This window comes from Chryseomicrobium excrementi (assembly GCF_002798305.1).
In the GTDB taxonomy this organism is placed as follows: domain Bacteria; phylum Bacillota; class Bacilli; order Bacillales_A; family Planococcaceae; genus Chryseomicrobium; species Chryseomicrobium excrementi.
The window spans coordinates 85,307-98,894 of sequence record NZ_PCGR01000001.1 but is presented as its reverse complement, the minus strand read 5'-3'; the positions used below and the strand labels follow the sequence as shown (position 1 = coordinate 98,894).

Annotated in this window: 13 protein-coding genes; 1 reads left to right on the top strand and 12 read right to left on the bottom strand. The window is 42.2% G+C overall.

Annotated features, from left to right (window positions below):
• Positions 1-168 precede the first annotated feature (168 nt).
• The 6 genes from CQS04_RS00525 to citZ all read right to left on the bottom strand — a co-directional run bounded on the left by CQS04_RS00525 (position 169) and on the right by citZ (position 7,275).
• Positions 169-1,386 (bottom strand): carboxylate--amine ligase, encoded by a 1,218-nt coding sequence (locus CQS04_RS00525; protein ID WP_100352279.1) that lies wholly within the window; start codon positions 1,384-1,386, stop codon positions 169-171.
• Between the two features lie 15 nt (positions 1,387-1,401).
• On the bottom strand, positions 1,402-2,823 hold the full coding sequence (pnpS, locus tag CQS04_RS00520; RefSeq protein WP_100352278.1) for a two-component system histidine kinase PnpS: 1,422 nt from the start codon (positions 2,821-2,823) through the stop codon (positions 1,402-1,404).
• Positions 2,820-3,524: a response regulator transcription factor gene (locus CQS04_RS00515; RefSeq protein ID WP_100352277.1), complete on the bottom strand. Its 705-nt coding sequence runs from the start codon at positions 3,522-3,524 to the stop codon at positions 2,820-2,822. Before CQS04_RS00515 ends, pnpS begins: the two co-directional genes overlap by 4 nt.
• Before the next feature lie 48 nt (positions 3,525-3,572).
• Entirely contained in the window at positions 3,573-4,049 is a 477-nt protein-coding gene (locus tag CQS04_RS00510; protein WP_100352276.1) for a MaoC/PaaZ C-terminal domain-containing protein, read from the bottom strand.
• A 763-nt stretch (positions 4,050-4,812) separates the two neighbouring features.
• Positions 4,813-6,078 (bottom strand): NADP-dependent isocitrate dehydrogenase, encoded by a 1,266-nt coding sequence (gene icd, locus CQS04_RS00505; protein ID WP_100352275.1) that lies wholly within the window; start codon positions 6,076-6,078, stop codon positions 4,813-4,815.
• Positions 6,079-6,159: 81 nt separating this feature from the next.
• A complete protein-coding gene (gene citZ / locus CQS04_RS00500) occupies positions 6,160-7,275 on the bottom strand; it encodes a citrate synthase (RefSeq protein WP_100352274.1) in 1,116 nt (371 codons plus the stop codon).
• Positions 7,276-7,653: 378 nt separating this feature from the next.
• On the opposite strand from citZ, the gene CQS04_RS13975 reads away from it, so the two are divergent.
• Entirely contained in the window at positions 7,654-7,782 is a 129-nt protein-coding gene (locus tag CQS04_RS13975; RefSeq protein WP_281257818.1) for a hypothetical protein, read from the top strand.
• On the opposite strand, the gene CQS04_RS00495 is transcribed toward CQS04_RS13975, so the two are convergent.
• From CQS04_RS00495 to CQS04_RS00470, 6 genes are all read right to left on the bottom strand, one after another.
• Positions 7,779-8,165 (bottom strand): FxsA family protein, encoded by a 387-nt coding sequence (locus CQS04_RS00495; RefSeq protein WP_100352273.1) that lies wholly within the window; start codon positions 8,163-8,165, stop codon positions 7,779-7,781. The two genes, CQS04_RS13975 and CQS04_RS00495, sit on opposite strands and share 4 nt — an antisense overlap.
• 12 nt (positions 8,166-8,177) lie before the next feature.
• Positions 8,178-9,938 (bottom strand): pyruvate kinase, encoded by a 1,761-nt coding sequence (gene pyk / locus CQS04_RS00490; protein WP_100352272.1) that lies wholly within the window; start codon positions 9,936-9,938, stop codon positions 8,178-8,180.
• 16 nt (positions 9,939-9,954) lie between these two features.
• Positions 9,955-10,914 carry a 6-phosphofructokinase gene (gene pfkA / locus CQS04_RS00485; RefSeq protein ID WP_100352271.1) on the bottom strand — a complete coding sequence of 320 codons (960 nt, stop codon included), beginning with the start codon at positions 10,912-10,914 and terminating at the stop codon, positions 9,955-9,957.
• 172 nt (positions 10,915-11,086) lie between these two features.
• Positions 11,087-12,040 (bottom strand): acetyl-CoA carboxylase carboxyl transferase subunit alpha, encoded by a 954-nt coding sequence (gene accA, locus CQS04_RS00480; RefSeq protein WP_100352270.1) that lies wholly within the window; start codon positions 12,038-12,040, stop codon positions 11,087-11,089.
• Positions 12,034-12,897, bottom strand: a complete 864-nt coding sequence (gene accD / locus CQS04_RS00475; protein ID WP_100352269.1) for an acetyl-CoA carboxylase, carboxyltransferase subunit beta — start codon at positions 12,895-12,897, stop codon at positions 12,034-12,036. The genes accA and accD overlap by 7 nt, the downstream gene beginning before the upstream one ends.
• Positions 12,894-13,583 carry a FadR/GntR family transcriptional regulator gene (locus CQS04_RS00470; RefSeq protein WP_245858717.1) on the bottom strand — a complete coding sequence of 230 codons (690 nt, stop codon included), beginning with the start codon at positions 13,581-13,583 and terminating at the stop codon, positions 12,894-12,896. The genes accD and CQS04_RS00470 overlap by 4 nt, the downstream gene beginning before the upstream one ends.
• Positions 13,584-13,588: the final 5 nt, after the last annotated feature.

Sequence of the window (13,588 nt, the reverse complement as noted above, 5' to 3'; positions counted from 1 at the left end):
TGTTCGCCCCTTTCTTCTGTCTATCTCTTTTACGGACAGCTACCTGAAAAGTTTCACACAAAAAGAAAACCGAGCCAGCGATTGCTGACTCGGTCTCCTTTTTTCCAGTTTGGAAAAGGGGTTACCTTTATAGTACGAGTTGTTTGTAAAGTCTGTATGAAGCTACTGTTAAGATTCCCACTGATTGTTCTTGTATTTTCTATAATAGTTAAACTGACGCGCAATCAGGTAGAACTTTCGCTTCATATTTGTGTCGCCTTTATAGAACATCGGGTTGCCCCACTTGCCTTGACGGATCAAGCGGCGGCACTCTTCATTTACTGCATGGTTGTCCACGAATTTTTTCAACACAATCTTAGGCACTACAGTAAACAAGTACTCGGTATTCAAATATGTCAATGGTTTTTCTTGTCCATAAATGACATCGTCTACAAAATACTTCGCCATGTTGTGACCGCATGCAGTCGTGTAATAGCTTGAACGGCCTTGACGAATATTGACTTCAAACACTTTGTATTTGCCATCTCGTGCGTCGTATTTCAAATCAAAGTTGGCAAACCCTTGATAGCCAACTGCCTCTAAGAAATGCTGAAGTTTTTTCATGAGCTCTTCGTCATAACGAGTGACAAGTGCGGTATAGTTCCCAATAGCGGTCACCGTATGTTCTTGCAAGACGACTTGAGCAAGTGTCCCAAGCTCCGCCTTCCCTTTCGTATTGACATAGAACACGGAATCCCACATGAACGTATCGTCACCTGGAATAAAGTCTTGAATGATCATGTCTTCTTGATAGCCTGAAGCATTCACTTGATCTAATACTTGTTGCAATTCTTCACGTGATTCCACCCGATAGACTTTTTGCTGCCCAGGAAACTTGTTTTTATAATATTCAACGCCGTTACTTGGCTTAACGATTAACGGGAACTGGACATCTTTATCAAAGATGCCTTGTTCTTTGCAGCTGTAAAAATAGGTATCTGGTGTATCAAGACCATGCTCGTCACATAGTCGGTAAAAGTTCTTTTTCACTAATAAATCGTTCATCAGATCTTCGGACATGTAATTGAACACATACCATTCACGAAGCTGTTCTTGATTCTCAATAATCAAGCGAACATAGAAATCATTCGTACCAATTAACAAAAGGGATATTCCCTGTTTTTGATATTTTTTCGCGACTTTCTCTAAAATCGAAACGAACGCATCCTTATTCCATAAATCTTTGTCATACTCAATCGCAGATGGGATCGAGCTCAGGCTCGTAAACGACATCTCTTCTTTTCCAACTAGAACCGGATGAATTCCGTATTCTTCATGGAACGAAATCGCCATATTATAGGCGTTCATATCTGTACCAACAATAATCGGTAAAAAATTCAATTGCATTACAGTTCCTCCAAGCTAAGTGGTGACCAGTGGAATGAAGACGTGGAACGTCGTACCTTTACCCGGTTCACTATCGACTTCTATTTTCCCCATATGGGCTTCAACTAAATGTTTTACTATAGCAAGACCAAGTCCCGTTCCCCCACTATTTCGAGATCGGGCTTTGTCCACCCGGTAAAACCGTTCAAAAATACGAGGAAGTTCTTCTTTAGAAATACCAATACCTTGATCTCTAATAATAAAAACTCCATATGATTGTTGTTTTTCAACAGCGATCTCAATAATTGTCTGATCGGAAGAATACGTGATGGCATTGCTAAGTAAATTGACGATGATTTGCAGAAGACGGTTCTCGTCCCCTTGAATCAATAAATCTTGTTCCAAATTATATTCCATCGTAATGGCCTTATCTTCAGCTGATTGCTTTGTCAGCTGCAGAGCTCTTCCTATGACCATATCTATAGAAACTGCGGCTCTCTGAAGATGGAACTCATGTTGTTCCATTTTAGATAGATCGAGCAAATCATTGATTAGAAGTTGTAGACGGTCGCTCTCTAGTTTAATGATTTCTAAGAATTCTAGCAAGGTTTCTTCTTTTTGATACGCCCCGTAAAGTAGCGTTTCTGTAAATCCTTTTATAGACGTCACGGGTGTCTTTAGCTCATGAGAGACATTCGCAACAAAATCTTGGCGTACTTTTTCAAGACGCTTTAATTCCGTGATGTCATGAATTACGATGACCATCCCGAGCCATTTCCCATACTCTCCAATAATAGGGGCTCCATAACATTCTGTATAGCGGATGCCTTTAGTCGTCTGAAGCTTGAGTTGCTGACGTGTCGGCATCTCCGTGAGGAGTAAGTTGTAAGCGAAAGCTTGCAAATCTTTTGGCAAGCCTACGTCTTGATAATTTTGTGCCCGAACTTCGTCAAATTGTAAACCAAAGAGGCCTCCGAATGTCTTGTTCATGATGCTAATATTTCCGGATCTTCCAAGAACGATAAGACCAGATCCCATCGTTTCTATCAAAGTCTTTAACCGTTCTTGCTCACTTTCCCTAAGTTGAGACATCTCTTGAAGATTGCGTGCAAGTACATTTAAAGAATGGGTGAGCGGTGTAATCCCAGTTAATTCATCTTCAAAAACACGAGCAGAGTAGTCGCCATCCGCAAGTTGAATCGCTGTATAAGAAATATCATCAATTGGTTTGATATAACGAGCAAGTACGATACGTGCTATTAGTAGTGACACTAAATAGAACACGGCTAGCGTACCAAATACCAATAAGTTGAATAAAGATACGTCCGTGCTGTCAAAATCAACTTGTTCTTTCAAAACAATAGGAAAAAGCTGTCCCAGCACGATGCCAAGTGTAACTAGCATCACGGCATACAAGACAGCAAAGACAAAGAGGAGTCGACTGTAAAACGTCTTCATCCTTTTTTCGGCTCCTCAAATTTATATCCAAGTCCTCGAATTGTTTTGATGAAGAACGGTTTTCGGCTATTCTCTTCAATTTTTTCCCGGACATGGCTGACATGCACATCTACAATTCGAGTATCTCCTGCAAAGTCATAGTTCCAAACAGAGCTGAGAAGTTGATCGCGTGTCAAGACACGGTTTTTGTTTTCTACAAGATAAATCAGAAGTTCAAATTCTTTCGGAGTGAATTCAAGACTCTCTCCATTCTTTAACACTTCAAATCGTTCTGGGTAGATGACTAGATCCCCGAACTGATACTTCTTATCACCTGAGCCGTCTGTTTGATCGCTGAGCTGGGAACGTCTTAACAACGCCTTTACTCGTGCGAGAACTTCTCGAGGGCTGAACGGTTTGGTCATATAATCGTCAGCACCAAGTTCTAACCCCAGCACTTTATCAAACTCCGCATCTTTTGCAGTCAACATGATGATAGGAACTTGATTCTTTTGCAGACGGAGTTGTTTGCACACTTCCATACCGTCCATATGCGGAAGCATCCAGTCTAATAAGATGAGGTCTGGAGTTTCTGCTAGAGCTTTGTCTAGTCCTTCACGGCCGTCTAAAGCCGTTATCACTTCATAGCCTGCGTCTTTTAAGTTATATGCAAGAAGTGTTTGAATGGATTGTTCGTCTTCTACTACAAGAATCTTTGCCATTGTCTATTCCCCCTCAGTTAAATGAAAACCCCTTTTCAAACCTGAGTGTTAGAAATTTTCCATAGATTGTTCCATCATACGGTTGGCGAGTTTCGGCGGTGTCACGTGAGGTGTCCCTGCAACAACGAGCTGGTCACTTTCATTTTTCGCTTCTACTTTGACGGAAATCCGATTTTCAGATGGATTCACGTCTTGCACCTCAAATAAGAACTCGAGCGTATCATAATGATAGGCAGGATGAGGAAACTTTAAGTGCTGTTCGAACACATGGGACCCCGGTCCTGGCATGTATTTAGATACTGCTGATGTGACGATTCCTGTTAGCATGATCGAAGGTACAATTGGTTTACCAAACGATGTTTTCATCGCGTAATCATGTTGTATGTATAGTGGATTGGCATCGTTTGTAAGACCTAAATAGAGCAAAAGATCTTTGTCTTCGATTTTCTCTGTAATGACTAGTTTTTCTCCTGCTGTGATATCTTCGATTTTTCTGCCAAGTTTGCGTTTTTTCCCTAGTAACACGTGCAATTCCTCCAATCATCCCTTTGGTTCTAGTGTATCAAGAAAGCTTCTTACCCGCCAGCTTAATAAAATTGACTTCCTTTCACCCGAGACACCATTTCCAAGGGGAGAACCTGCGAGTCTCCTCGCTGCACCTCGGTGAAGGGATGCTGAGTTTCATACGAGTTTTCAGCTCTTCAGCACATGGATTACGGGCGACTGCGGGGTCTCGCAGAACCTCTGATACCCTGGGAAATGGTATCTCGTGCTCAAAGTAAAAAACAGCGTGTTAAGTTCAAATAATCTAATAAAAATTATTTATGTTTATTAAACTAGTTGATACAACCTAGGGATTTCTATTTCTAACCTTAACTCGCTCGCTGTCCTAGACTGTGAGTTTGAAGTCTATATATCGGGCCTTGCCCCAGCACAGCCCCGCCTCCAAATAAGTTTCAGAGAGGTTACCTGTATTTATCACAAGACCAACTAGAGGCAGAGCCGAATCAGGGATGGTAAGTTTCCACAACTTCCTCCAAAGTAATTATAGACCGGTTTTCTTCCTAAATTAGATGTGAATCTTCTCCCGTACGATGAAGACAGGTGCAGGATTCGCTCGAAAAGCGAATCCTGCACCTGTGGTTTATTGCACTAAGAGAAGTTCCATCGTCTCGAAAGAGAAGAAGAAAGTCTGTTAAAAAGTATAGAGTGCTCGGTTATTAAGACTCTAAAATTTATATTTAAAAAAACCGGGCTCCCTGTGAAGGGAGTCCGGTTGAGTGGAGAATTACATGTTTTTGATTAGCTCATCAGCGAATTCAGAACACTTCACTTCTGTAGCGCCATCCATCAAACGTGCAAAGTCATAAGTCACGACTTTAGAAGCAATTGTTTTCTCCATAGAGTCCATGATTAATTTTGCAGCTTCTGCCCAGCCAAGGTGCTCAAGCATCAACACACCTGAAAGTATTACTGAAGATGGGTTTACTTTGTCAAGACCCGCATATTTCGGAGCCGTTCCGTGAGTTGCTTCGAAGATTGCATGTCCTGTTACATAGTTAATGTTCGCTCCTGGTGCGATACCGATACCACCAACTTGTGCAGCAAGTGCATCTGAAATATAGTCACCATTTAAGTTCATTGTAGCTACTACATCGAACTCTTTTGGACGCGTCAAGATCTGTTGTAAGAAGATATCAGCGATTGAATCTTTTACAAGGATTTTGCCTGAAGCTAAAGCATCGTTTTGAGCTTTATCTGCAGCTTCTGTACCTTGCTCTTCTTTGATTTTGTCGTACTGGTTCCAAGTGAACACTTTATCGCCGAACTCTTGCTCAGCTACTTCATAACCCCAGTTTTTGAAAGCTCCTTCAGTGAACTTCATGATGTTTCCTTTGTGAACTAAAGTTAACGATTCACGACCTTCTTTGATTGCATACTCTAAAGAAGCACGAACTAAACGCTTCGTTCCTTCTTCAGAAACTGGCTTGATACCGATACCAGAAGTTTCTGGGAAACGAATGTTTTTAACGCCCATCTCACCTTGTAAGAAGTCGATCAATTTTTTCACTTCGTCAGAGCCTTTAGAGTACTCGATACCTGCGTAGATATCTTCAGTGTTTTCACGGAAGATAACCATATCTGTATCTTCTGGACGACGTACAGGTGAAGGAACACCTTCAAAATAACGAACTGGACGTACACAAGCGTATAGGTCTAATTCTTGGCGAAGAGCTACGTTTAGGGAACGGATACCGCCACCGATTGGTGTAGTCAAAGGTCCTTTAATAGCGAGTAGGTATTCGTTGATAGTATCTAAAGTTTCTTGTGGCAACCACTCACCAGTTTGGTTGAATGCTTTTTCACCAGCTAAAACTTCTTTCCACTGAATCTTTTTCTCGCCACCGAATGCTTTTTCAACTGAAGCATCTAAAACACGGACTGCTGCTGCCCAGATATCTGGACCTGTTCCATCACCTTCAATGAAAGGAATAATTGGTTCATTTGGGACGTTTAGTACACCGTTTTCAACTGTAATTTTGCCGTTTGTCATAGTGATTGTCTCCTCCTAATGGTCGTAAGTAAAGGGCTAGACGCATAAAATGCGGTAGCCCCAATGTATGATTCGTACAGATTAACGCTCGTCGATCGGTACGTATGTCTGCATGCCAGGTCCTGTGTACTCTGCGCGAGGACGGATTAGACGGTTATCTGCATACTGCTCAAGAATGTGCGCTGTCCAACCAGAAACGCGAGAAACCGCGAAGATTGGTGTGAACAAATCATGATCAATATTTAAAGAGTGATATACAGAAGCCGAATAGAAGTCCACGTTTGGCGGAAGTTTCTTTTGACCTGTCACTAACTCTTCAATCTTAACAGACATCTCGTACCATTTCGACTCTCCACGTAAAGCTGTCAATTTTTCAGACATTTCACGAAGGTGCTTTGCACGAGGATCTCCATTGCGATATACGCGGTGACCGAAGCCCATGATTTTTTCTTTGTTATCTAATTTTGTTTGAATATACGATTCTACATTTTCTACAGAACCGATTTCACTCAACATTTTCATTACTTGCTCATTAGCTCCACCGTGAAGTGGTCCTTTAAGAGCCCCGATAGCTGCTACGACACCAGAATACATGTCAGAAAGAGTTGCAACACATACACGCGCAGTGAATGTTGATGCGTTTAACTCGTGATCAGCATGAAGAACAAGTGCTTTATCAAAAGCTTCTACTTCAATTGCTTCTGGCTCTTTACCAGATAACATGTAAAGGAAGTTCGCTGCATAGTTTAAATCTGTACGTGGTTGTACTGGCTCTTCACCCTTACGGACGCGAGCAAATGCTGTTACTAAAGTAGGCAACTTCGCTTGAAGCTTGATTGCTTTTAAGTAGTTTGCTTCGTCAGACATATCTTCTGCTGCTTCGTCGAAAAGGCCAAGCATAGATACCGCTGTGCGAAGTGCTGTCATCGGGTGTACCGATTGGATGTCGTATGTTTTAAAGTGAGCTAGCACTTCAGCTGGTACTGCCATGTTGTCGGCAAGCTGTTGTTTTAACTCAGCTAATTCATCATGCTTTGGAAGACGCTTATGCCATAACAGATACACTACTTCTTCAAAGCTTGCGTTGTTTGCTAAATCGTCGATGTCGTAGCCAACGTAAGTCAATGTATCGTCAATAATTGAGCTGATCGCTGATTGCGTTGCTACTACACCTTCAAGTCCACGTGTGGATGTCATGTGTCTCTCTCCTTTGAATGCTTTCTATATGTACCTCAACAACCTTACCTATCGTATTATAGCTAATTATGGCGGGTTTGTGAATGAAAACGCTTGAATTTATAAATAAATAACAATTGTACGACAGCTGTTTTCCTAAATATTTGAAAAGATTGGATGTAATTGATGAAAATGAGTGGTCATTCACTTCTTATTTTTATAATTATTAGCTGTCTTTGTATACTTATGCTTTGGTTTCTAACTCCGATCTACTGTGCTCTGTTTTTAGCTTTTACACTTACTCCTTTAGGTAAACACTTGCTTCGACATCCTTGGAAATCGTTGATGCTCTTTGGAGCTGTCATGATGGAAGGGTGCGTCACACTACCTCTCATTTAAATGGAAATGCAAGCAGCGGGGACCAGCATCGTAGCTACCATTCAAAAATTGAGTGAGCAGTTTCCTAAAAACGCCCAGCCGTTTCATAGCATAGAAATTAAAAAAATCCAGCACAAGGCTGGATTTTAGCGCACGATAATAATATTTCCTTTGCGAATCTTGCGCTGGATAAAGCGGTTGATTGCAGGTCGATAAAATTTGCGCGTTGGTGAAAATAACAGTGTGATTCCAATCGCATCTGTTAAGAAACCAGGTAGCAGAACTAGAACGGCTCCAATTCCGATTAACACACCATCCACAACAGTGTTGGCTGGATGTTCACCACGCTCAATTTGTTTCGGTAGATCCTTAAACGCTTGGATTCCAACCGATTTTACTAAATAAATGCCGACTGCACCGGACACTAAAATCAGTCCTAGGGTCCAAAAGACACCGATGGCCTTACCGACAGTCAAAAACAAGATTAATTCAATAATAGGTAACAGTAAAACGGATGCAACGATCCACTTCACAGAATCACGTCCTTAAATGATGTGGGCCTGACCGTGATAAATAGCACCAGACTCTGCATCTATTGTAAGTTCTTGATCATCATGAAGCAAGGAAGTCGCATTCTCGACACCAACGATGACCGGCTTGCCAAGAGTCAAACCAACCACTGCAGCATGACTAGTCAGACCGCCTTCTTCTGCTACGATACCCGCGCAACGCTCGATGGCTGGAACCATATCTTTATCTGTTCCGACCGTCACTAAAATTTTCCCTTCCGCTTTTTCAGGATCAGCTACTTCTCCAGCCTTCACTACGTAAGCATTTCCCATTGCAGTTGTTTTTCCAATTCCTTGCCCTTTAGCAACCATGTCACCAATAACATGAACTTTCATCAAGTTTGTAGTTCCTGCTTTGCCAACAGGTACACCTGCCGTAATAATGACTAGATCTCCATGAGATACGTAGCCTTTTTCTAAACTTTCTTCAATTGATGTTTCTAAAATTTCATCCGTAGAATGAACTTTGGCTCCAACGATTGGATAGACACCCCATACAAGAGTCAATTGACGTGCAGGACGTTCTGAAGACGTCACCCCTACGATTGGAACACCTGGACGGAATTTTGAAATCATCTTAGCTGTATGACCGCTTTCAGTTGGAGCTAATACTGCTTTAACATTTAAGTTTAAAGACGTATGCGCTACGGCTTGCCCAATAGCATCTGTTAAATTCACATCGCGTTTCTTGCTGAGCTTGCCAACGATAGAACGATAATCTACTGCTTTTTCTGTGCGAACTGCAATTTTCTGCATCGTCTCAACAGATTCAACTGGATACATTCCAGCTGCCGTCTCACCCGATAGCATAATCGCGTCTGTTCCATCTAAAATCGCGTTTGCTACGTCAGATGCTTCTGCACGTGTAGGACGTGGGTTGCGTTGCATGGAATCCAGCATCTGAGTTGCCGTGATGACAGGCTTTCCTAAGTGGTTACATTTTGCGATAAGCTTTTTCTGTACTAATGGGACTTCTTCTGCTGGGATTTCTACACCTAGATCTCCACGAGCCACCATTAAACCATCGGATACAGCCAAAATTTTATCGATATTATCGACGCCTTCTTGATTTTCAATCTTAGGAACAATCTGGATGTGTCCCCCGCCATTTTTTTCAAGAAGCTCACGAATTTCAAGAACATCTGAATCACGACGTACAAAAGAAGCTGCGATGAAATCTACCTCTTGTTCGATACCAAAAAGAATATCTTGAGCGTCCTTTTCAGTAATCCCTGGAAGCTGAACGGAAACTCCTGGTACATTGACACCTTTATTGTTTTTGAGCGTTCCAGCATTGATGACTTTTGTGTGGATTTTCCCAGCTTCTTTATCAATTGACTCTACTGTCAATTCAATCAATCCATCATCAAGTAAGATGACAGAGCCCGGAAAGACATCTTCAATCAACTTATCGTAAGTTATAGAGAAGACATCTGCATTGCCTAACACTTCAGATGTAGAAATGGCAATCGATTGACCTGTCACAAGTTCAATGGCATCATTTTCCATTTTATGTGTACGAATTTCAGGACCTTTCGTATCCAATAAAATCCCAACAATACGATCTAACTTCTTTGCAACTTTACGGATTCTCTCAATACGGGCCCCGTGTTCTTCGTGGCTTCCGTGTGAAAAGTTCAGACGTGCTACGTTCATTCCAGCTAGAATCAAACTTTCTAACATTTCCTCACTTTCACTAGCTGGTCCAATCGTACATACTATTTTTGTTTTTCGCATTTCCTTGTCTCCTCACTTAGATAGATAATTCTTTTGATAAATGATACATAGAAAGATCAAGCTCATGTTTTCCTTCGAAAGCTTCTTTCATATCATAGTCGACTACTTGATTGTGACGTAACCCAATGGCACGACCACCTGTTCCTTGCAATAATACTTCTACGGCTTTTGCACCGAACTGACTAGCCATCACACGGTCACGAGCAGATGGAGTGCCACCGCGCTGAATATGGCCTAGTACGGACACTCGAGTATCCATAGCAGTATGCTCTTTTAACCTATCGGCAAACTCATTTCCACTCATGACACCCTCAGCTACAATGATGATACTGTGTTTCTTACCACGCGACGAACCGCTCTCTAGACGCTGCACAATAGATTCCATCGATTCATTCACTTCAGGAATCAAGATTGTTTCAGCACCGCCAGCTAGACCCGCCCAGACAGCGATGTCTCCCGCGTCACGGCCCATGACTTCAATGATAAACGTCCGCTCATGGGAAGTAGCTGTGTCTCGAATCTTATCAATTGCCTCTACTACTGTATTCAATGCTGTATCAAATCCTAGAGTGTAATCAGTTCCAGGAATGTCATTATCAATTGTCCCCGGAACGCCAACACACGGAATGCCGTGTTTCGTCAAGACCATCGACCCTTGATACGATCCATCTCCACCAATGATGACGATTCCATCAATCTGATGTTTTTTGATTTGCTCTAGAGCTTTTTTCTGACCTTCTTCCGTACGAAATTCTGGACAACGCGCAGAGTAAAGTTTCGTCCCCCCACGCTGAATGATATCTCCTACAAAACCAAGTGTCATCGGTTCCATCTTACCTTCAATCAATCCTTGGTAGCCGTTGTACACTCCATATACTTCAAGACCTTCATAAATCCCTTTTCGAACAACAGCCCGGATTGCAGGGTTCATGCCAGGCGCATCTCCTCCACTTGTTAAAACCGCAATTCTTTTCACAGGATTGCCTCCTTCAAGTCAGCATTTCTTCATTTAGCTTATCACGCAAGAAGTCAGATGTCTAAGTTGTAAAACAATGAAAACGCTTTATTTTCAGAATTTCTTTCAAAGAGCGCAAAAACCTTTTCTCTCGAAAGAAAAAAGGTTTGAAAGGCGCGCTATTTCGCGGTTTTTAGGACGAAAATGATCCCATCTTTGCGAATTTTTCATAGCGTTGTTGTATCAATTGTTGTTGTGAAAGAGCTGTCAATGTTTTCATTGAGTTCACAATGGTTTGTTTTACAAATTCAGCTTGCTGTTGACGATCGTGATGAGCGCCACCCTTCACTTCAGGAATGATTTCATCGATGATTCCCATAGCTTGAAGATCCGGTGCTGTGATTTTCATTGACTCGGCTGCTTTTTGAGCGAGACTTGCATCTTTCCATAAAATCGAAGCCGCACCTTCTGGGGAGATAACAGAATACGTGCTGTTCTCTAGCATATGGACGTGATTCCCTACGCCAAGTGCCAGGGCTCCACCACTTCCTCCTTCTCCAATAATGATACTGACGACAGGAACTTTTAAATCGGCCATCTCAATTAAGTTGCGAGCGATTGCTTCACTCTGACCACGTTCTTCAGCAGCTTTCCCAGGATACGCACCTTTTGTATCGATCATGCAGATAATTGGTCGACCGAATTGCTCCGCTTGTTTCATTAAGCGGAGTGCTTTACGGTAGCCTTCAGGATGCGGCATACCAAAGTTACGACGAACATTTTCTTTCGTATCACGGCCTCGTTGATGACCGATAATAGTAACTGGATTCCCATTGATAGTCCCTATACCGCCAACAATAGCAGCGTCATCTCCGTAGTTTCGGTCCCCGTGGAGTTCTATAAAGTTCTCAACAATCGTTTCAATGTAATCGTATGTTGTAGGACGCTCCGGGTGACGTGCAATCTGGACGCGGTCCCATGGTTGCAGATTCGAATAGACGTCTTCACGCAATTGCTCTAGTCGAGACTCGAGTGTAGCAATTTCTTCCGATAGATCCACTTCGGCATCTTGAGTATAGTTTTTAAGTTCTTCAATTTTGGACTTCAACTTTTCGATTGGTTCTTCAAAAGGCAATGCTTTTACCATTGGGATGCCTCCTTGGTGTGTAAGTGCACGAGATTCGCTAATGTCTGCTTCATATCTTGACGATGAACAACAGCATCCAACTGGCCCTTCTCTAACAAAAACTCTGCCGTCTGAAAATCTTCAGGCAATTTTTCACGAACGGTCTGTTCAATTACGCGACGACCTGCAAAGCCAATTAATGCCTTTGGCTCCGCTAAGTTGACATCTCCTAGTGAGGCAAAGCTTGCAGAAACGCCACCTGTAGTAGGATGTGTCATGACGGATACATATAGAAGCCCTTCTGCGCGGTGACGGTTAAGAGCCACACTGGTCTTCGCCATCTGCATAAGTGACAAAACTCCTTCTTGCATACGTGCACCACCACTCGCTGTAAAAATAATGAAGGGAAGTCGATTTGATGTCGCATATTCGATAGCACGTGTGATCTTCTCTCCAACGACCGATCCCATAGAGCCCATGCGGAATGTAGAATCCATGACCGCAAGGACAATTTGATTTCCATCTAAAGTTCCCGTTCCTGTCCATACAGCTTCATTAAGACCTGTCTTTTTTTGATCTGACAGGATTTTTTCCGTGTACCCAGGGAAGCCTAATGGGTTTGTCGTTTGCAGGTCCATATCAAACACTTGTTGCCCTTCTTCTTCAAGAAGAGTAGCAACACGTTGCTTTGCGTTTAGAGGATAGTGGTTATCACATTGAGGGCAGACCCAGTTGTTTGTTTCAATTTCTTTAGTGAACATATTTTTCTTACAAGCAGGACACTTGGTCATAATACCTTCTGGAACATCATTTTTATGTTCTTTTTTTGGAATCGTGGCATACTTCACTTTGTTTTTCGCAAATAGTTCTCGAATCATCTATCTTGTTCCCCTTTCAATCGTTGTTCCCATGCAGCTAATTGCAGTTGTGCTTGTTGACTATCTCCTGCTTCAATGGATTCAATCAGCTCGAGCCAACGACTTCGATCTTCTACTGTCATTTCCGTACGAAACGGTCGACTACTGTACTCGTTAAGTAACAACCAAATCTTCATAGACAAACGGTTGCCTGATGCGACGACAAGCTCTTTTAAAAACCATTCCTGTTGAATATCGTCAGTTGTGAGCAATGCATTTTTTAATACGGACAAACTGGCACTCTTACTCTCCACAACTTCATGAATAGCTTGTTTTTCAAGTGCTTGCCGTGTGGAATGAATATCTACAGTGGATTTTGTATCTTTTAAAATAAATGTCGCTAAAATCTCTACTAATTTATGGTTACGAAAGTCGGCTAAGAAAGTTCCCTCGCCTCTTCGCGTTTCAATCAATCCTAAGAGCTCAAGACTGCGCAGGGCTTCTCGGATTGTGGACCGCCCTACTTCTAGACGTTCGGCAAGTTCTCGTTCAGAAGGCAGTTTCCCTCCAATAGGAATCCGCTCTTGTTCAATTAATTGCCTTAGTTGTCGGACGATTTCTGTAAATAATTTAGGTGATGCAGATGTCATATCGTCACCTTTTTCCATAATTTTGAAAGTGGTCTGACCACTCACAACTAGTAGCATAACGC

Coding starts and splice junctions, on each gene's coding strand:
- CQS04_RS00470 (WP_245858717.1), bottom strand. CDS start 13,583: ATGCTACTAGTTGTGAGTGGTCAGACCACTTTCAAAATTATGGAAAAA.
- pnpS (WP_100352278.1), bottom strand. CDS start 2,823: ATGAAGACGTTTTACAGTCGACTCCTCTTTGTCTTTGCTGTCTTGTAT.
- icd (WP_100352275.1), bottom strand. CDS start 6,078: ATGACAAACGGCAAAATTACAGTTGAAAACGGTGTACTAAACGTCCCA.
- CQS04_RS00515 (WP_100352277.1), bottom strand. CDS start 3,524: ATGGCAAAGATTCTTGTAGTAGAAGACGAACAATCCATTCAAACACTT.
- pyk (WP_100352272.1), bottom strand. CDS start 9,938: ATGCGAAAAACAAAAATAGTATGTACGATTGGACCAGCTAGTGAAAGT.
- CQS04_RS00525 (WP_100352279.1), bottom strand. CDS start 1,386: ATGCAATTGAATTTTTTACCGATTATTGTTGGTACAGATATGAACGCC.
- accD (WP_100352269.1), bottom strand. CDS start 12,897: ATGATTCGAGAACTATTTGCGAAAAACAAAGTGAAGTATGCCACGATT.
- accA (WP_100352270.1), bottom strand. CDS start 12,040: ATGGTAAAAGCATTGCCTTTTGAAGAACCAATCGAAAAGTTGAAGTCC.
- CQS04_RS13975 (WP_281257818.1), top strand. CDS start 7,654: ATGGAAATGCAAGCAGCGGGGACCAGCATCGTAGCTACCATTCAAAAA.
- citZ (WP_100352274.1), bottom strand. CDS start 7,275: ATGACATCCACACGTGGACTTGAAGGTGTAGTAGCAACGCAATCAGCG.